The sequence below is a fragment of the Hymenobacter sp. 15J16-1T3B genome (assembly GCF_020711235.1).
Taxonomy (GTDB): Bacteria; Bacteroidota; Bacteroidia; order Cytophagales; family Hymenobacteraceae; genus Solirubrum.
Genome location: NZ_JAJFAV010000015.1, coordinates 94,841 through 110,898, shown reverse-complemented (window position 1 = coordinate 110,898; position 16,058 = coordinate 94,841). Strand labels below are relative to the sequence as shown.

Annotated in this window: 11 protein-coding genes; 4 read left to right on the top strand and 7 right to left on the bottom strand. The window is 67.5% G+C overall.

Going from position 1 to position 16,058, the window contains the following annotated elements; all coding sequences use genetic code 11:
- The first annotated feature begins 24 nt into the window (after window positions 1–24).
- Window positions 25–576 carry a 2OG-Fe(II) oxygenase gene (locus tag LJ737_RS21710; RefSeq protein ID WP_227768859.1) on the top strand — a complete coding sequence of 184 codons (552 nt, stop codon included), beginning with the start codon at window positions 25–27 and terminating at the stop codon, window positions 574–576.
- 27 nt (window positions 577–603) lie between these two features.
- Here the strand turns inward: LJ737_RS21710 and LJ737_RS21705 are convergent, their stop codons facing one another.
- On the bottom strand, window positions 604–1,149 hold the full coding sequence (locus LJ737_RS21705) for a hypothetical protein (RefSeq protein ID WP_227768858.1): 546 nt from the start codon (window positions 1,147–1,149) through the stop codon (window positions 604–606).
- A 135-nt stretch (window positions 1,150–1,284) separates the two neighbouring features.
- On the opposite strand from LJ737_RS21705, the gene LJ737_RS21700 reads away from it, so the two are divergent.
- The 3 genes from LJ737_RS21700 to LJ737_RS21690 all read left to right on the top strand — a co-directional run bounded on the left by LJ737_RS21700 (window position 1,285) and on the right by LJ737_RS21690 (window position 5,612).
- Window positions 1,285–2,721, top strand: coding sequence for an RtcB family protein (locus LJ737_RS21700; protein ID WP_317206666.1), 1,437 nt, complete (start codon window positions 1,285–1,287; stop codon window positions 2,719–2,721).
- 326 nt (window positions 2,722–3,047) lie between these two features.
- Window positions 3,048–3,605 (top strand): hypothetical protein, encoded by a 558-nt coding sequence (locus LJ737_RS21695; RefSeq protein WP_227768857.1) that lies wholly within the window; start codon window positions 3,048–3,050, stop codon window positions 3,603–3,605.
- Between the two features lie 93 nt (window positions 3,606–3,698).
- Entirely contained in the window at window positions 3,699–5,612 is a 1,914-nt protein-coding gene (locus LJ737_RS21690; RefSeq protein WP_227768856.1) for a CocE/NonD family hydrolase, read from the top strand.
- 56 nt (window positions 5,613–5,668) lie between these two features.
- Here the strand turns inward: LJ737_RS21690 and LJ737_RS21685 are convergent, their stop codons facing one another.
- The 6 genes from LJ737_RS21685 to LJ737_RS21660 all read right to left on the bottom strand — a co-directional run bounded on the left by LJ737_RS21685 (window position 5,669) and on the right by LJ737_RS21660 (window position 16,041).
- Window positions 5,669–6,826: a lipase family protein gene (locus LJ737_RS21685; RefSeq protein WP_227768855.1), complete on the bottom strand. Its 1,158-nt coding sequence runs from the start codon at window positions 6,824–6,826 to the stop codon at window positions 5,669–5,671.
- A gap of 9 nt (window positions 6,827–6,835) precedes the next feature.
- The gene (locus LJ737_RS21680) at window positions 6,836–9,046 is read right to left on the bottom strand and encodes a CHAT domain-containing protein (RefSeq protein ID WP_227768854.1); all 2,211 of its coding nucleotides are present in this window, start codon (window positions 9,044–9,046) and stop codon (window positions 6,836–6,838) included.
- A gap of 465 nt (window positions 9,047–9,511) precedes the next feature.
- Window positions 9,512–9,733 carry a PID-CTERM protein-sorting domain-containing protein gene (locus tag LJ737_RS21675; protein WP_227768853.1) on the bottom strand — a complete coding sequence of 74 codons (222 nt, stop codon included), beginning with the start codon at window positions 9,731–9,733 and terminating at the stop codon, window positions 9,512–9,514.
- 76 nt (window positions 9,734–9,809) lie between these two features.
- Window positions 9,810–14,237, bottom strand: coding sequence for a DUF4394 domain-containing protein (locus LJ737_RS21670; RefSeq protein ID WP_227768852.1), 4,428 nt, complete (start codon window positions 14,235–14,237; stop codon window positions 9,810–9,812).
- A gap of 414 nt (window positions 14,238–14,651) precedes the next feature.
- Window positions 14,652–15,185, bottom strand: a complete 534-nt coding sequence (locus tag LJ737_RS21665; protein WP_227768851.1) for an MOSC domain-containing protein — start codon at window positions 15,183–15,185, stop codon at window positions 14,652–14,654.
- 148 nt (window positions 15,186–15,333) lie between these two features.
- Complete coding sequence (locus tag LJ737_RS21660; protein WP_227768850.1) at window positions 15,334–16,041, bottom strand: VIT1/CCC1 transporter family protein; 708 nt, start codon at window positions 16,039–16,041, stop codon at window positions 15,334–15,336.
- Window positions 16,042–16,058: the final 17 nt, after the last annotated feature.

The following is a 16,058-nucleotide window of genomic DNA, read 5'->3' as shown; positions in this document are numbered from 1 at the left end:
CACTCATCCACGCTTCTACTACTCATGACCCGAACTCAGCTAGCCGAATCAATCTTTACCGTCGACGATTTTCTGACCCGCCAGGAATGCCTGGAATATTTGGTGCTTAGTGAGCAACTGGGCTACGAGGCCGCCAAAATCAACACCACCAAGGGCGCCCGGCTGATGCCCGCCGTGCGCAACAACAGCCGCGCCTTTCACCGCAGCGAAGAGCTGGCCCACCAGCTGTGGGAGCGGGCCCGGCCCTTCATCCCGGCCGAATTTGGGCGCAGCCGGGCGCTGGGCCTGAACGAGCTGTTCCGCTTCTACCGCTACGAGCGGGAGCAGCAGTTTCGCGGCCACTACGACCAAAGCTTCGTGCGCAGCCCCAGCGAAGCCAGCCTGCTGACTTTCATGGTGTACCTGAACGACAACTTCCAGGGCGGCGACACGGCCTTCCGCGACCTGCGCGTGTGGCCCAAGCAAGGCCGCCTGCTCGTGTTCGAGCACGGCCTCTACCACCTGGGCCGCAGCGTGACCGAAGGCGTGAAGTACGTGCTGCGCACCGACGTGATGTTCCGCCTGCCGGTGGAGTAGGGCAGAGGTGTAACCCGCCGCTCAACCCTAGCTGCTGCTGCGGTAGGCAATGATGGTGCGCCCATCGTGCAGAAAACCGATGAACCGAAAGGCGCTGCCGTTACGCGAAAAGGCGTGGCGGCAGCGCCTTTCGGCTTTCAGATCCGGGTTGACGTTGTCGAAGGTCTGGCTGCCGATAAAGGCGTAGCGCGGGCTGCCTTGGGCGTGGAAGGCGGTGTCGCGGTTGAGTTGCCGGAGCAGCTGCTGATAATCAGCCGCCGATAGTTCGATGCGGGCGCAGGCGGCATAGTCGCCGTGCTGGTCGGGGTAGCTGGCGTCGTTGCGCTGAATGACGGCAGAGGCAGGCAAGGACCGGCCGGTTATCTGCGCGTATTGCTGCTCATAAAAGTCGTCGCCGGGGTAAAGGGCCGAGTAGACGAAGTAGACCAGCGCCAGGGCAATCAGGGCGGGCACTGCTACGGCGCTGCGCCGGTGGCCGTGATGCCGTAGCCAGTGGTAAAGCAGCCAGCAGATGCCCACCGGTACGCTCAGCACCAGCAATGCGCAGAACAGCAGCAAAAAAAGTAGGTCCATGGATACTTCACCAAGGCCGCAAGGTACTGGCCCGGGCTGAGCCGAGCGACCCAGAGCCAGTGGCCCGCCAAGCTCCGCCGTAACCCGCCGCGCGGCCCCTGCGCTACACCGGGTACCACCCTTCCCCGCCCCGTCATGGCCAAAAACACCCAGAAACTCCACGGCAAGGACCTGCGCCAGCTCGGCTTCACCGACGACAAGCACATCAGCCTCGCCCTCGATATCCTCGACCAGCGCGAGCTGCGCCGCCTCGACAAAGGCAGCGCCCTGGCCCTGCTGCGCGACATCAAGCAAGACCCCTACAAGTACGTGCGCGACGAAACCTGGCGCCCCCTGGCCCAGGAGCTAGTGCCCCAGCCCAGCCGCGAGGTGCGCCTGAGCCCCGACGTGAAAGACTACCGCCGCTACGGCGACTCGTTTATCGAGGACGGCGCCCGCCGGCAGATGGACACGGCCATGCAGCTGCCCGTCACTATCGACGGGGCGCTCATGCCCGATGCCCACCAGGGCTACGGCCTGCCCATCGGCGGGGTGCTGGCCGTCGACAACGCCGTCATCCCCTACGGCGTGGGCATGGACATCGGCTGCCGCATGGCCCTGTCGGTGTTCGACGTGCCGCCGCGCTACCTGGAGCAACGCCGCGACGAGCTGAAAAAGCTGCTGCACAACCACACCCGCTTCGGGGGCAAGGAAGTGTTCAAGACGCCCGCCGACGACCCCATTCTCGACCGGCCCGAGTTCAAGGAAATACCGGTGGTGCGCGGCAAGCGCGAAGCGGCCATCAACCAGCTCGGTTCCTCCGGCTCCGGCAACCACTTCGTGGAGTGGGGCATGGTCGACATCACCGCCGAAGACAACGACCTGAACCTGCCCATCGGCCAATACTTGGGGCTGCTCTCGCACAGCGGCTCGCGCGGGCTGGGCGCCGCCATTGCCCAGCACTACACCAAGGTGGCCATGAACCGCTGCCCCTTGCCGCCCGAAGCCCGCTACCTCGCCTGGCTCGACCTGCACACCCAGGAAGGCCAGGAGTACTGGGCGGCCATGAACCTGGCCGGCGACTACGCCTCCGCCTGCCACCGCGACATTCACCGCCGCCTCAGCAAGGCGCTGGGCCAGGAGGTGCTGGCCAAGGTGGAAAACCACCACAACTTTGCCTGGAAGGAAGAGCTGGCCGACGGCCGCACGGCCATCGTGCACCGCAAGGGCGCCACCCCGGCCGGCCAGGGCGTACTCGGCGTTATTCCCGGCTCGATGACCGCGCCCGGCTTCATCGTGCGCGGGCGGGGCGAGCGGGACTCCATCCAATCCGCCGCGCACGGGGCCGGGCGGCGCCTCTCGCGCACCCAGGCCAAGCAGCAGGTGTCGGAAGGGGAGCTGCGCCGCCTGCTGCGCGACCAAGGCGTGGAGCTCATCGGCGGCGGCCTCGACGAGGCCCCGATGGCCTACAAGGACATTCACCAGGTGATGGACCACCAACGCGACTTGGTCGACGTGCTCGGCTCGTTTCAGCCCAAAATCGTGCGCATGGACGCCGGCGGCGTGGGCAAGAGCAAGTACGGCGGGGAATAGGCGGCAAGCAATACCTTCCGGCTACTCCAGCCGTCATTGCGAGCAGGCCCGGCGGCCCAACTAGCCGTCATTGCGAGCAAAGCACGGCACTCCTTCCTCTAATGGCACCGACGACGCAATACTTCCCAACCGAAACCGGCACCGCCCGAAACTGGTAACTCTGGTTTCGGGCAGTGCTGTTTCGGGCGGCCGCCCGTAGTGCCACCGTTGCGGCTTTCCCGCAATGACGGCTGAGGTAGCCGCTGAGCTAGCGTGCATACTGTGGAAATGCCGGGCCAAGCGCATCCATCCGATACTGTATTCATCCGACCACATTTCCTGACCACATGCGTTTCTTCTCCTCCCTCGCACTACTGCTGGCTCTGCGTTGCGGGCCGGCCCCGGCGGCCCTGGCGCAGCAGCCCACCAGTGCTGCCCAGCCCCTCCCGGCCCTGCTGGAGCCGGTGCCACTGCCCGGACCGGTGTACATCATCAACGAGCGGTACGTTGTCGGCGACAACGGCCTGCGCGCCATCAGCCCGCAGAGTATCCGCCGCGTGGTCGTGTACAAAAACGGCAGCGCCCCGGCCAAGTGGCGCAGCCTGGCCTACTATGGCATCCTGAGTATCACCCTGACAACCAAGGTGCGGCCCGACTCGAAAAGCCAGGCGCAGCTTAGGCGCTGGCTGAAGCTGAGCGGGCCGGTGCGGTTTCAGGTCGACGGCCAGTTGTTGGAGGATGACTCGCTGCGGGTTGCCACCGCGGCCATTGCCACCCTGGAAATCCGGCGCGGGGCTACGGCGGCCGACGAAACCATCGTCAACATCCGCCTCGTGCGCCTGCCCCCGCCGCCGGTGCCGCCCGGGCAGATTCGCATCCGGGGCCTGGCGCACCTGGCGCCGTAAACGAGCGGTGCAGCGCGCAACGGCCGCGGCCCAAACCGTGTATTTGGGCCGCGGCCCGCTCCGGCCATACCTTCGCCGCCCTATTAGTTGCTTATGCCCCGACTTTCTGCTGCGGCCCTGCCGCTGCTGCTCCTCACTGCCACCGCAGCCCACGCCCAGGTGCCGGCGGCCACCCGCGCCGCCGACTCGGCCTACGTGCGCGACCATTACCTGAAGCTCGACCGCCGCATCCCCATGCGCGACGGCGTGCAGCTCTATACCGTCATCTACGTGCCCAAGGACGCCGCCAAGGGCCGCGAGTACCCCATTCTGATGCGGCGTACGCCCTATTCGGCCGGGCCCTACGGCGAGGGCAACTACCCCCAAGCGGGCCCTGGTCAGAGCCGCGAACTGACCCAAGAAGGCTACATCTTCGTAAGCCAGGACGTGCGCGGGCGCTACATGAGCGAGGGGCAGTTCGAGGAAATGACGCCCACCGTACCCGCCGCCCACGGCAAGGCCAAAAAAGGCAAAACCGCCCCGCACGACGAGAGCACCGACACCTACGACACCATCGAGTGGCTGCTGAAAAATGTGCCCCACCACAACGGCCGCGTGGGGCTGATGGGCATCAGCTATCCCGGCTTTTACGCCTCCGCCGCCCTGCCCGACGCGCACCCGGCCCTCAAGGCCGTGTCGCCGCAGGCGCCGGTGACGGACGAGTTCATGGGCGACGACGCCAACCACCAAGGCGCCTTCTTCCTGCTCGACAACTTCGACTTCATGCAGAGCTTCGACGCGCCGCACCCCGGGCCGCAGGCGAAATACACCCCGTTGTTCAGCGCCGAATTTGCCGATGCTTACCGCTTTTTCCTCGACCTCGGGCCCATCAACAACGCCAACGGCCCGACCTACTACAACGGCCGCGCCAAAACCTGGAACGAGTACCTCGCGCACCCCACCTACGACGCCTACTGGCAGGCCCGCAACATCCGGCCGCACCTCAAACACGTGAAGCCGGCCACCCTGGTCGTGGGCGGTTGGTACGACGCGGAGGATTTGTTCGGGGCCTTGAACACCTACCGCGCCATCGAGCAGCAGAGCCCGGGCGCCCAAAACCGGCTGGTGATGGGGCCCTGGACCCACGGCGCCTGGGCCCGGCCCGAATGGAGCCGTTTCGGGCCGCTGGGCTTTGGGCAAAACACCGCCCAGTGGTACCGCCAGAACCTGGAGCTGCCGTTTTTCAACTATTACCTCAAGGGCAAAGGCAGCTTCAACGCCAGCGAAGCCACCGTGTTCAATACCGGCACCGCGCAGTGGGAGCAGCATGCGGCCTGGCCGCCCAACACCAGCGCCACGCCCTGCATGCTGCAGGCCGGCGGCGCCCTACGCCCCGATAAACCCGGCGCCAGCGGCGGCTTCGACGAGTACGTTAGCGACCCGCAGCGCCCAGTGCCCTATACCAACGGCGTCCGTGCCGAGCGCAACAACGAGTACATGGTGGAAGACCAGCGCTTCGCCGCCCAGCGCCCCGACGTGCTGGTGTACCAAACCGAGCCCCTGCCCGCGGACGTGACCGTGGCCGGGCCCATCCCGGTCAAGCTCTTTGTGTCGACCAGCGGCACCGACGCCGATTTTGTCGTCAAGATTATCGACGTGCTACCCGATTCGGCCCGCGGCGTGGCGCCCGGGGTTACGCCCGCTCCGCGGGCGGGCTACCAGCAGCTGGTGCGCGCCGAAGTATTTCGCGGGCGCTTCCGCAACTCATTTGAGAAGCCCGAAGCCTTCCAGCCCGGGCAGGTGGCCGAGGTCCGCTACCAGCTGCCCGACGTGTTGCACACCTTCAAGAAGGGCCACCGGCTGATGGTGCAGGTGCAGAGCAGCTGGTTTCCGCTGGTCGACCGCAACCCGCAGACCTTCGTGCCCATTCCCACGGCCGGCGCGGCGGACTTTCAGAAGGCCACCATCCGCCTGTACCACGACGCCGAGCATGCCTCGGGCGTGTGGCTGCCCGTGCTACCGCAGTAAAGCCCCGCGCCCCGGTGCTGCCAGTTTCGGCAGCACCGGGGCGCGGGTTGCGGGCACTAGGAGGCTACGGTTTCGCGGATGGCCTGCAGCAACTCCTGGGTGCCCCAGTAAACGGAGTGCATCCACGCTTTTTCGTCGACGATGCGGCTCAACGGATCGAGCACCGGCACATCCTGCGGCCGGCTGCCGTCGGCTAGGCGAAACACGGTGCTGGCGGTAAAGGCCAGCAGATCGGCCGTGTCCCAGAGGTTGGTCCAGCGCCGGATGGTGGCAGGCAGCGTCACCGGTTGGCCCTGGCGGTAGACGTCCAGAGTCCGGCGCTGATCCACGATGTGAAAAAACGCGGCCTGGCTGCCGAAGGTGGTAAAGGATTTCAGGTGCAGCGGGTTATCCTTTTGCACGGCGGCATCGAAGGTGATGACGCCGCCGAGGCTGTGCGCCACCACGTGCACCGGCTGCGCCGCCGTGCCGTAGCCGCCCCCGTGCCGGGCCAGGGCCTCCCAGATGCGGGCTTGGATCCGGGCTTGGTCGCGCTGGTACACGATGATGTCGCCGAAGAACAGGGCCAGCGGCGGAAGCACGGCAGCGCGCAGGTTCTGGTTGAACTGCCCCAGGCGGTTGCTGAGCGTGCGCCCGAGGATGTCGTCCACCGCGTGGATGAGGCGCTTGGTGACCTTGCCCACGGGGTCGAGCAGGCCGCGGACCCCGTGGCCGCCGGCGCCGCGCACCAGCGACTCCGCCGGGTCGGTAGCGCGGCCGTCGAGCTCCTCAACGGCCGCACCGATGGCCTCGCCCAAAGCGCGGAACACGGCTTCGTCGTCGAGGTGCTGCAGGATTTGCGTAGCCGGCAGCTCCTGTTCCGCCACTTGCTGCACCGTGGCATCGGTGGCCGCGCTGCGCACCAGCTGCCCGGCGGGCGCGGCCGCCGCGGCAATGAGCTCGGCCCGCGCGGGGTTGGGCAGGGTGCCGGTGTCCACCAAGCCGCGCGGCAGCGGCAGCGGCTGCTCTGCTTGGCCGCGCACTCCCCACTGCCCGTTGTGCAGCACGGGCAGGCAGTCGGTAATGTCGGTGCCCACCCCGCCTAGGTCGCCCCAGAACACGGGCAGCAGCTCCCACTCGCCGCCAAGCTGATGCTGCAGCTGCGCGACGGACTCTAGAAAGTCTTCTTCGATGCGGTTGGCAACGCCGTGGATGATAACGATGGGTTCGGCCATGGGGAAAAGCTACTGTTTAACGAGCACGGCGCTCGGGTTGCCGTAGAGGGTGTAAGCCAGGTAAGTAGGGTCGCCGGGTTTCAGCGACTTGCGGGCGCGGCGCACGGCCTCGCCCAGGTTGTTGTTTTCGGCCAAGGCCTGGTAGAAGGCGGCGGCAAACTCTGCGGCGGGCTGGTCGCGGATTTCCCAGAGGGAGCCGATAAAGGCCGCGGCCCCCCGGCGCAGGAAGTTGTCGGCCCAGCCGCCCATTTCAGTAAACAGGGGCTGCGCGCCGGCCGTGGTACAGGCGTTCATAAAGACCAGCGGCTGATCGGCGGCGTAGCGGCGGCGCGGTGCGGCGGCCAGCAGCGGCAGGCTGTAGGCCGATTTGCCGAAGGGAATGTATGCCGTGCCAACCTGGTCGGGCAGGCTGATGTTGTGGGCCGCGAAATGCAGCCAGCGAAACGCGCCGTTGCTGGTCAGCTGCCGCAGCGCGTCGAGGTCCGAAACCAGCTTGGGCTGGCCGCAGACGCTGGCAACCGAGGCCAGTTCCTGCTGAGCCTCAGCCGGGGCATCGGGCGGAATCACCACGTAGGCCGGCGCGGGGCGCAACTGGCTCGGCGCGCCGGGGCCGTATACCCAGCGCACCACCAGGGTGGCGTCGGTCAGGAATATTCCAGCCGCGTCGTCCGGTCCCGCATCCGGGTCCGACAGAAACAGGATTTCCCACGGCATCTGGTCGGCGGTGGAAATGAGGTTGAGCCGCTGCATGCGGTTTCGTTCGCGCCACAGCAGGCGTTGCAGCTCCGGGGGCAGCAGCTGCTCAAACATCAGCGTACCCATGCCCTGCAGCCAGTTCAGGGCTTGCTCGTCGGTGTAGCGCTGGGTGTTACGGGCCAGATCGTTCATCATGCGCGCCAAGCCACCCAGAATGTCGCTTCGGTTGGCGACTAGCTCCGGGCTGTGCAGGGGCGGGTGCACTTCCCACTCCGAGCGCAACCGGAAGCTGTATTGGCCTTCGGCTGCGTCGTATTCGACTTCCAGGGTATACTCTCCGGCCTCGGGGTTGCGCAGGGCGACCGTGGCCTGCCCGTCGCCGCCGGGTTCGTCCGGGCCGCGGTCGGTGGCGCTGCCCAGGGCCGGGCCGGCGGCCGGGGCGGGTTCGGCCGCGGCTAGCACCACCCGCACCGCCACCGTTACGCTGGCAATGTGGGCCGCGCCGTTCCAGGCATTGACGGTGATGGAGTAGCGGCCGGGCTGCGGCGCCTGAAACCCAAACCGGATGGGAGCGGAGCCGCCGGCGGGTGGTACAACTAGCGGCAGACTGCTGGCGGTGGTCAACCGCAGGCCCGGGGCGCGCACGTCGATTTGCAGCTGCCCCGCAAAGCCTTCGGGCAGGGGCGCAGTGCCTTCGTGCTCCCCGGCCGCGGCGGCGTCCACGGCTATTTCTACCGTGAGGGCAAAGTCCTCGGCGACCCGGACCTGCTCCTGGGTTTGAACCAGCAACTGGCGCTGTTCCGCGGCCGCAGGGGCCTTGGGCGGAGCCGCGTCGCCGCGCACCGGGCTGGGCTCCGGCGTCCAGATGTGGTCGAACGAATCGGGTGGGAAGGGACTACGTGGAAATGAGTTGGGAAGAGGGGGAGAACCGGCCGCGGCAGTATCCCCAAAATTGGCGCCAGCGGCGCGGGGCAGACTGAATAATATGTTCCGAAAGTGCAGGCTGTCGTTTCGCTCCAACCCCTTCAGCGGCAACTCGTGGGGGTGCAGGTTCTGGGCAAACCACTGGTGCAGGTAAGGGTTGGCGGTGGCTCGCAGCACGCGCGCGGCCAGGTCGGGCAGGGTGGGAGTGGACGGCTCGCGGCTCGCAGCGGGCAGCTCCGGGTCGAAGAGAACGGCGCCCAAAGGGCGGGGGCGCTTCGAGGGAGGGGAGGCAGTGGTAATCATCAGCAGGCCCGGGGCGTTGGGGCGGCGCGTGTAGCGCAGCAGGCCGTGCCGGTCGAAGTCCACTTCCTCTTCTTCGGTAAGCTCCTGGTTGGTGTAGGTCGTGAACCGCAGCCCTTCCAGGCTCTGCCCGGCCTGCCTGACAGTCAGCGAAATCAGGTCGTCGGTCGAAACCAGAAAGATGGGTGCTTCCGGGTGGCCCACCGCCGGGCCGGGCTGTTGCCAGTCGGTGGCGTCCAGGATCAGCTGCGGCTTGCGCAGTGGGTCTTTCGTGACCTTGAGGTTGAAATTGTGTTCCATAGGGCCGGGTGGGGACGGAGCAAAGCTCGAAATAAGGCAATGCTCCACTTCCCAGCTTCAGTGCTAGCACTGAAAATTTGGGCCTGGGAATGAAGGCCAGCCGGCAGAATATCGGCATTTGCGGCCGCCGTATCACCAATGGCTCCGCAGCGAAAACCCGCCGGATGAGCCGTGTGCTTGCGTAGCCAAGCGCGGCGCGGTCATCGGGGCGAGCTGTTGTCCGCCGCAGGGCAGCAGCACCTGTTGCCTGCGGTGCGGGTGGGAAGGCTGAGGCCCAAGGCCGGACGAAGAAAACCGGGGGCTGGGGAAGCCAGCAGGCCGTCGGTAGTGCGGGCTTCGCGAACTACGGCCGCCGGCACCCCGGCGCTGGGGCAACAGGCTGTTGCTCAAGGAGCGAGCAAAAAAAAGCGCCGACCAGCAAATGGTCGGCGCCGTGGTAGAACGGCCGCGCTTAAGAGCCGCGGGTTAAGCTGGGCGACGCTTGCGCAGGCGGTTGAGGGCGTAAGCCGCGCCGCCAGCGAGCAGCAGGGAGGCGCCACCGTCGAGGGGCACGGCGGTGGGGTCGGCGGCGGGCGTGCCGGGCGTGGGGCCGCCCGAGCCCGGCGTTTGAGCCGGAGCGGCGTAGGCGAGCAGTAGCAAGCAGGCTCCGGGCAGCAGCCGGCGCATGGAAGGGGCGAAGTGCTTCATACAGTAGGGGGAGAAACGGTGGAAACCTAAACCCGGCGGCTTCCGCGGAAGCCGCCGGGCACCAGAATGCGCGGGCTTATTCAACAACCAACCGTTTGGTGACCAGCCCTTGCGGGGTGGTCAGGCGCACGGAGTACACGCCCTTGGCCAAGCCCGTCAAAGGCAGGGTCAGCGCGCCCTCGGCGGGGCGGCCGGCGGGGAGCACGCGCGTGAGCACCTGCTGGCCCAGCGCGTTCAGCACCGACACGGCCACCGGCTGCTGGGCCAGGCTGGCCGGCAGCTGCAGCGTTACCTGGGTGCGGGCCGGGTTGGGGTACAGGCCTACTTGCTGGTCGAGGGCCACGGGGGCGGTGGCCAGCACGCGGTTCTGCGTCAGCACCAGGCTGAAGCGCGTGGTCAGGGCTGTGTTGGCCAGGGTGAAGGCGTAGCTGGGTTGGGCCTGCAGGTCCACCACGGCGCCGGTGTCCGCGTCGCGCAGGTAGGCGTAGGTGCCGGCCGGCAGGTTCAGCAGCTCGGCGGCGCGCAGCGTGTACGCGCCGGCCTGCAGGCCTTGCACGTGCAGCGGAATCACGCGCTCGGGCGCAGCAGCCGTCAGCGGCGGCAGCGCATTCACCGAGAGGCGCGTGGTGGCGTCGAGCGGAGAGGCCAGCAGCGGGGCGCCGCCGGCCAGTAGCTTGTAGGCGTCGAGGGCGGCGTCGAAGCCGGCGGTAGCGCCGGGCTCCAGGTACACCACGGTTTCATCGGCCGGGCCGCTAGCCGCTTGCAGGGCCAGGCGCACCAAGGGGCCGGTCACGGTCGTGGCGCGCTGGAACACCGGGCTCTGGTAGGTGTTGAAGCGCATGGAGTTGGCAAACGCCACCTGCCCGTTGGCCGTGCCCGGCGTGCTCACCCGCACGAAGAAGCCCTGCCCGGTACCGATGACGTTGCTGCCGCCGTTGGCGCCCACGCCGTTGGCTACGTAGCTGGAGTAAGTGCCGGCGTAGGGACCGGTGCTCCGGTACACGTACACGGCTGCGTCCACGTTGCTGCGGCTCACCAGGTCCCAGTTGAGGGCCCCGGGGTAGGGGTTGCCCAGCAGCTGCCAGCCCGATTCGGCCTGGGTACCGCGGGCCAGGCCGCCCACGGCGATGTTGCCGTTGTTGAGCCGGCCCACGAAGTCCGGGGTCAGTCCGGCCGAGATGTTCACCGTGTACCCCCGGCCCACGGTCATGGAGTCGGCCACCGAGGCGGGCGAGAAGAAGCCCTTGTCAAAATCCTGGGGAGCGGGGTTGCCGCTGGTCGTCACGCGGGCTTGGTCGTAGCCGAACACCGTCGGGAAGGGTGTGACTTGGTTGGGCACCGGGGCCGTGTTGTAAGCCGGATTGACCACCGGCGTGAAGCCGCCCGTGGCCAGATCGGCCACCGTGGTATTGCGCACAGGCGCGGAGAAGTGCCGGTAGCCCGGACCCGGGTTCAGGCTGGGGTCGATGTAGCGCTGCACCGTGGCCGTACCCGTCACCGTGAAACCGCCGAGGGAAAGCACCTGGGCCGTGCCCGTCGCGTCGGAGAGCAGGGTCAGGTTGCCGTTGGAGGCGAGGTTGCCGTTGAGAAACAGCTCGCGCTGCACCCGCAGCGGGCCGGCGGCCGTCAGCCCGTTGGTGCCCACCACCACGTTGTAGAGGGTGGTGGTGGTGCCGGTCACGCTCTGGCCGGCGGCGCCCTGGAAGTTAACGGCCCCCGGGCCCTGGGTGGTGCCGCCGTTGTTGGTAAGCGAACCGTTCAGCGCGAGCACACCGCTGTTAAACGTGAGCGTGGCGCCGCTGCCCAGCGTGAGGTTGTTGGCCGCCTGGTTGCCGCTCACCACCGGGTCGTTGGCCACGTTGGGAATGGTCACGTCGTCCGTCAGGCTGGGCACCTGCGCCGGGCTCCAGTTGCCGGCCGTGCCCCAGTCGGTGCTCACGGCGCCGGTCCAGGTGAGGCCGGCGGGCAGCACCGGGCCGGGCGTGAGGAAGGCGGCCAGCCCCGTCAGGTTCGTGCCCGAGCCGACGCGGCCCAGCAACGAAGCTGCCCCGGTGCCCAGGTTCACCGCGTACAGGTTGTCGGTGGTGGTGCCGGTAGGCGAAGTGGCCAAAAACGCCGAGCTGGGCGGGTTGGCCGAGTTGGCCAGCAGATCGGAGTAGATGTCGAAATCGGCCCCCTGCGCGGGATTGAGCGACACGCCCAGGCTGCCCACGCTGGTGTACGAGCCGCCGTTGGGCGCGGCCGACGTCACCAGGCTGCCCGATTGGTCGATGCCGTAGATGATGGTGCCGGTGGCCGCGTTGTTGTCGTTGTTGGTGTAGGCCACGCCGGTCAGCGCCCCCACGCCCGTCAGCGGCGTATCCGTCACGAAGGTGCCGTCGGCCGGGTTCATGCGCAGGTTGGCCTGCGTGGTGCCCGCGGTGATGCGGATGCGGTCGGCCACGGGGTTGAAGTCGAAGCCAATGGACGCCGCGCTGGAGCCCAGGCCCATGCTCGTCAGGCCTCCCACGGCCGTCAAGGCCCCGGACGTCAGGTTGAGGGTGTACAGCTGGCCCTGCTGGGTGGCGGCGTTGTAGCCGAGCGCGTACAGCACGCCGGTGGCCGGACGGAAATCCGTGCCCACCAGCACCTGCGAGCCATCCGCCGGCAGGCCGGTGATGTTCACCGCCGTGCGAATTACCGTGGGGTTGCCCGAATCAAACGAAACGAGGTTGCCGCCGGCTACGCCGTAGAGCAGGCGCCCCGTCAGCGCGGCCGAGGCGTCGGCCCCGGCGAGCTGGGCCGAGATGTCGCGCACCGGAATGCCCAGGCCGATGGCCCCGACCAGCGTGGTGGTGCCAAAGGCTCCGCCGCTGGTGCCCAGGCTCATCGTGTAGAGGTTGCTGGTGTTCTGCCCGCCGGGGTTGGCCGTTAGAAACGCTTGGTTGCTCAGGGCGCTGCGGTCGAAGTAGATGTCCAGGTCCACCAGGGCGTTGCTGGGGTCCAGCGTCACGCCGGCGGTGGTGCCTAGGGTGTTGAGTGTGCCGTTGTTGGGCGGGCTCTGGCTGGCCACCACGCTCAGCGCCTCGTCGATGTCGTAGAGCACCGTGCCGGTGCTGCCCGGGTAGGAGTTCAGGTAGGCCACCGAGCCGACGCGCGGCGCGGTGCCGTCGTTGACGTCGCCGGCGGCGTAGGTGAGCTGCCCGTCGGTGGCGGCCAGGGCCCCGTTGTTGGGGTTGAGGCGGTAATCGGCCCGGTTGGTACTGACCACCCGGATGCGGTCCACCGTCGGGTTGAAGTCGAAGCCGATGTTGTTGGTCGCGTCGCCCAGCTCCAGCCGGATGGCCGGGCCCACCGCCGTGGTCACGCCGCTGGCCGGGTCGATGGTGTACAGCTGCGAGTTGGCCCCGGCCGTGGCGGGGTCGTAGCCGAAACCGAACAACTGGCCGGTGTTGGGCCGGAAGTCGGTGCCCACCAGCGTCTGCCCGGCGGTGATGCCCGAGAGGGGCACCGCCGAGTTGATGTAGGCCGGCGTGCCCGAATAGAAGGAGAGCAGGGTGTTGTTGGTGTTGACGGCGTACAGCAACTGCCCGCTCGGCGCCGGGGCCGTGCGGTCGATGCGCACGGCAATGTCGGTGATGCCCACGCCCGTGCCGTTGATGGCCCCGGACAGCGTGGTGGCGCCCGACGACAGGTTGACGCGGTACAGCAGCGAAACAAAAGAGCCGCCCTGCACTTGGTTGACGTTCAGATAAGCCTGCTGGTCGTTGGGCCCGAAGGTGTAGATGTCCAGGTCGGTGCTGGCGCCGGGCGCGTTGATGGGCGCGGGGTTACCGGCCGCCTGCGGGTTGAGAGTGGCCACCGTGGCCAGGGTGCCCCCGTTGGGAGTGTCGGAGCGCAGCAGCAGGGAGCGTTGCTCGTCGATGTAATAGAGCGTAGTGCTGGCCGCCCCGATAAACGAGTTGGTGTAGCCCGCCGCGCCCACGTAGGGGTTTTGGCCGGCATTGGCGTCGCCCGCCACGAAGGCGAGGTTGGTGTCGATGGTGACGGCCCCGGTGGTCGGGTTGAGGCGGTAGTTGGTGTCGTTGGTGCTGGCCACCCGGATGCGGTCCACCGTCGGGTTGAAGTCGAAGGCAATGCGCTCGGTGCTGCCGCCCAAGGCCAGCGACATGACGGCGCCCACGGGCGTGGCCGCGGCCGTGGTTTGGTTGATGACGTACAGCTGGGCGTTGGCGGTGGACAGCGCGACGTTGTACCCCAGGGCGTACAGCTCGCCGGTCGCCGGGCGGAAATCCAGCCCGACGAGCGTCTGCCCGACCGTCACGCCGGTAATGGCCACGCGCGTTTGCGAAGTGAAAGGGCTGGCCAGGTTTACCGAAGTCAGGTCGGAGCCGGAAAGGCCGAACACGACTTGCGCATCGGCAGTGTGGGCCGCCAGGCTCAGCAACGCGGCGCCGCCCAGCAGCCCTAGGGAGCGGCGGAAGGCAGGACGAGCAGTGGCGGGGCGGAGTAGGGGTGTGGGCATACGCAGTAATAGGGTTGGGTTGAGAAGAGAATGATTTTCAAAGGGTAATCGAGCCGCCTAGCACCCGAAGGCGTGGCATAGCCGCAGATGCATACGGCTACAGGCCTGCTTGTGGATTGTATTATTTAATTAAAAAGGTATTAAAAAGCCCGACTATACCAAAATACAGGCGCAATCCGGCGACAATATCTATTTACTGAACTATTCCGGCTAAAAATAGAACGCCAATAGGTTCCGGGCTTGGGGCTTGGCTCAGAAGTAGGCGTAGGCCCAAAAAGCCACTCCCGTCACGCCTGCCAAGCGGCCACCGGGCGAATCACCTGGCGAGAAAGTCTCCAAGGTATCCTGGGTGCGGCCTGGGCTGCCGGCGCCGCCTCAGGCTCCCGCGAAGGTGCTGATGACCCATTTTCGAATTTAGCTGCCGGCGGGTGGCTCTGGCTCCACCCGCACCGCGTCGCCCAGGCGGATGTACCCGCCCTGCACAATACGCGCCGTCAGGCCACCGTGGCCGCGCACGGCGTTGTAGCCGCCGGGGCCCAGTTCTTCCTCCATGCGAGAGCAAGGGTGGCATTCCCCGGTAATGTCGAGCAGTACGTCGGCCCCGATGCGGATACGGCGGTTTTTCAGGGCCAGCAGGTTCAGGCCGCTGATGACCAGGTTGCGCCGCAGCCGCCCGGGCTCCACCGGTTCGGCCAATCCCAGAAAGCCCGCTATGGCCGCCAAGTGCTCGTGCTGAATCAAGGTGACCTGCCGTTTGCCGCCGGGCTTGATGCGCGCATGGTCGCCGGCAAGGTGGGCGTCGGTCAGCACCTCCACCTCGGGCACGGCTAGTAGCGGTTCGCGCCGCTTGGGGCGCACCCCAATCCACGCCACGCGGCCGGTTTGGGGCAGGGTAGCCAGCAGGCGGGCCACCACCGATTTGTCGTCGCCGAAGTTGGGAAAGGGCATGGTCGCGGGTCGTTGGTTGTGGGTTGTTGTTCGGAGCGGGGGCCGGTTTGGTTGTGCCAATGCGGCTGCCGCGCCCGGCGTGCGGGCTGGATTAACCGCCGCCGCATTGTGGCGCTCATGCGCTCCGGCACGAGCCCCGGCAAACGCCTCAGCCTTCCACCAGGCGGGCTACCCCAAAGGCGGCGGCCGCCGCCAGCGCCCCGATGGCGGCCATTTTCAGCGCCCCGAGCACCGGCGGCTGGCCCGTCATGCGGCTTTTGAAGTAGCCGAACACCAGCAGGCAGAGCAGGGTGATGACGGCCGACCACAGCAGGCCGTCGGTGGGCGTGGCCGTGACGAAATACGCGCTGAGCGGAATGAGGCCGCCCACGGCGTAGGCCAGCCCGATGGTGGCAGCGCTGTTGCGGGCGCGGCGCGGGTCGGGCTCTTCCAGGCCCAATTCGTACTTCATCATGAACTTCACCCACTGGTCCCGGTCGGCTGTCAGCTCGCGCATGGCCAGCTCCTGGGTGGCGGGCGAGAGGCCCATGTCGGCCAGCAGCTCCTGCACCTCGGCGCGCTCCACTTCGGGCACTTCGTCCACCTCCCGGTACTCGCGCTGCAGCTCGGCCGCGTAGTGGTCCAGCTCGGTGCGTCCCGAGAGGTAGCCGCCCAGGCCCATGGCAATGGAGCCGGCCACGATTTCGGCCAGCCCCGCCGTGATGACCAGCCCCGACGACTGCACGGCCCCGCTCAGGCCAGCCGCCAGCGCAAACGGCACCGTCAGGCCGTCGGAAAGGCCGATGACGATGTCCTGCAGCAAGGCCGAGCTGGCTAGGTGTTCTTCGGGGTGGGGGTGCTGGTGGAAAGCCGACATGGGGTGCAAACCCGCCG

What these genes read in the sequence shown, in the direction of transcription:
- LJ737_RS21710 (WP_227768859.1), top strand. Translation starts at nt 25, where the DNA reads ATGACCCGAACTCAGCTAGCCGAATCAATCTTTACCGTCGACGATTTT.
- LJ737_RS21705 (WP_227768858.1), bottom strand. Translation starts at nt 1,149, where the DNA reads ATGGACCTACTTTTTTTGCTGCTGTTCTGCGCATTGCTGGTGCTGAGC.
- LJ737_RS21700 (WP_317206666.1), top strand. Translation starts at nt 1,285, where the DNA reads ATGGCCAAAAACACCCAGAAACTCCACGGCAAGGACCTGCGCCAGCTC.
- LJ737_RS21695 (WP_227768857.1), top strand. Translation starts at nt 3,048, where the DNA reads ATGCGTTTCTTCTCCTCCCTCGCACTACTGCTGGCTCTGCGTTGCGGG.
- LJ737_RS21690 (WP_227768856.1), top strand. Translation starts at nt 3,699, where the DNA reads ATGCCCCGACTTTCTGCTGCGGCCCTGCCGCTGCTGCTCCTCACTGCC.
- LJ737_RS21685 (WP_227768855.1), bottom strand. Translation starts at nt 6,826, where the DNA reads ATGGCCGAACCCATCGTTATCATCCACGGCGTTGCCAACCGCATCGAA.
- LJ737_RS21680 (WP_227768854.1), bottom strand. Translation starts at nt 9,046, where the DNA reads ATGGAACACAATTTCAACCTCAAGGTCACGAAAGACCCACTGCGCAAG.
- LJ737_RS21675 (WP_227768853.1), bottom strand. Translation starts at nt 9,733, where the DNA reads ATGAAGCACTTCGCCCCTTCCATGCGCCGGCTGCTGCCCGGAGCCTGC.
- LJ737_RS21670 (WP_227768852.1), bottom strand. Translation starts at nt 14,237, where the DNA reads ATGCCCACACCCCTACTCCGCCCCGCCACTGCTCGTCCTGCCTTCCGC.
- LJ737_RS21665 (WP_227768851.1), bottom strand. Translation starts at nt 15,185, where the DNA reads ATGCCCTTTCCCAACTTCGGCGACGACAAATCGGTGGTGGCCCGCCTG.
- LJ737_RS21660 (WP_227768850.1), bottom strand. Translation starts at nt 16,041, where the DNA reads ATGTCGGCTTTCCACCAGCACCCCCACCCCGAAGAACACCTAGCCAGC.